This window comes from Inquilinus sp. (assembly GCF_057815775.1).
The window spans coordinates 1-1,603 of the sequence record NZ_JBYRFX010001092.1 but is presented as its reverse complement, the minus strand read 5'-3'; the positions used below and the strand labels follow the sequence as shown (position 1 = coordinate 1,603).

Annotated in this window: 2 protein-coding genes; both read right to left on the bottom strand. The window is 71.7% G+C overall.

The window, feature by feature from the left end; translation table 11 throughout:
* Positions 1-812: dihydrodipicolinate synthase family protein (locus AC3XYG_RS39125; protein WP_489145315.1), on the bottom strand; the 812-nt coding region annotated here is incomplete at its 3' end.
* 18 nt (positions 813-830) lie between these two features.
* Positions 831-1,603: IlvD/Edd family dehydratase (locus AC3XYG_RS39120; protein ID WP_489145314.1), on the bottom strand; the 773-nt coding region annotated here is incomplete at its 5' end.

The window sequence follows — 1,603 nt, the reverse complement described above, 5'->3', positions numbered from 1 at the left end:
CGCCAGGCGGCGTCGCCATGGATCTCGGCCAGGGTGTCCTTCACCGCGGCGACCAGGGTGACGCTGCTGAGCGCCGCCCGCAGCGCGCCGGCCGCGGCCACCGCGGCCTCGGCCTCCGGGCTGCCGGCCTGGTGGAAGGCGATCCGGGCCAGCGGGCCCGTGACATTGGTGGTGGCGCTGATGCAGCCGGCGAAGCCGCGTTCCTTGGCCAGGCCGAGCGTGGCTTCCGAGCTGGGGAACACGGCGATGCCGGGCACCCGCTTGGCCAGATCGGTCGAATAGGCGATGTCGCCCGAGGAATCCTTCAGCCCGGCCAAGGTGCCGGGGTGCCGGTCGGCCAGCCGGGCCACCAGCTCGATCGGCCAGGGCACGCCGGTGTTCTGCGGGATGTGATAGAGGTAAAGGCTCAGGCCATCGGCGCCGACCCGGTCGATCACGGTGTCGACATAGAGGCCCAGGCTCTCGTCATCGATGCCCTTGTAGTAGAAGGGCGGCAGCAGCAGCGCGCCGGCGAAGCCGAGGGATTTGGCGGTGGCGGTCAGCCGCACCGCATCCGCCAGCGCCGAGGCGCCGGTGCCGACCATGAAGCGGTGCACCGGCAGGCCGGCCTTGGCCACCGCCTGCATCGCCGCCAGCCGCTGGTCGACCGAGAAGGACGTCGCCTCACCGGTGGTGCCGAGCAGGTTGACCGCGTCGCAGCCGCCATCGCCCAGCAGCCAAGTGCAATGCGCGACCAGCTTGTCGTGGTCGATGGTCAGGTCGTCGCGCAGCGGCGTGGCGGCGGCGGCGATGACGCCGGTCAGTCTCGGCATGGACGTATCCCTATCAATTCAGCCGGCCGCCTTGCGGCCGGGCACCAGGAAATCGAAATCGCAGCCCTCGTCGGCCTGCAGCACGCTGTCGTGATACAGCCGGCCATAGCCGCGGTCCGGCGCCGGCCTGGCCGGCGGCAGGGCGGCGGCGCGGTTGGCCAGCTCGGCGTCGTCGACCAGCAGGTCCAGCCGCCGTCCGGCAGTGTCGAGCCGGATCTGGTCGCCGGTGCGCACCAGCGCCAGCGGCCCGCCGACCGCGGATTCCGGGGTGATGTGCAGCACGATGGTGCCGAAGGCGGTGCCGCTCATCCGCGCATCGGACAGGCGGACCATGTCCTTGACGCCCTGCTGCGCCAGCTTGCGCGGGATCGGCAGGTAGCCGGCCTCCGGCATGCCAGGGGCGCCCTTCGGCCCGGCGCTGCGCAGCACCAGCACGTCGTCGGCCGCGACGTCGAGGTCGGGGTCATCGATCCGCGCCGCCATGTCTTCGACGGAATCGAACACCACGGCGCGGCCGGTGTGCTGCAGCAATTCCGGCGTCGCCGCCGACTGCTTGATAACGGCGCCGCGGGGGCACAGGTTGCCCTGCAGCACAGCCATGGCGCCTTGCGCCTTCAGCGGGTTGCTGCGCGGGCGGATCACCGCCTCGTCGCGCCATTCCCCCGGCTTGGCCAGGGTATCGGCCAGGGTGCCGCCGCCGACCGTCGGCACGGTCAGGTCCAGCAGGTCCTGCAGCTCGGCCAGCAGATGCGGCACGCCGCCGGCATGGTGGAAGTGCTCCATGTAATAGG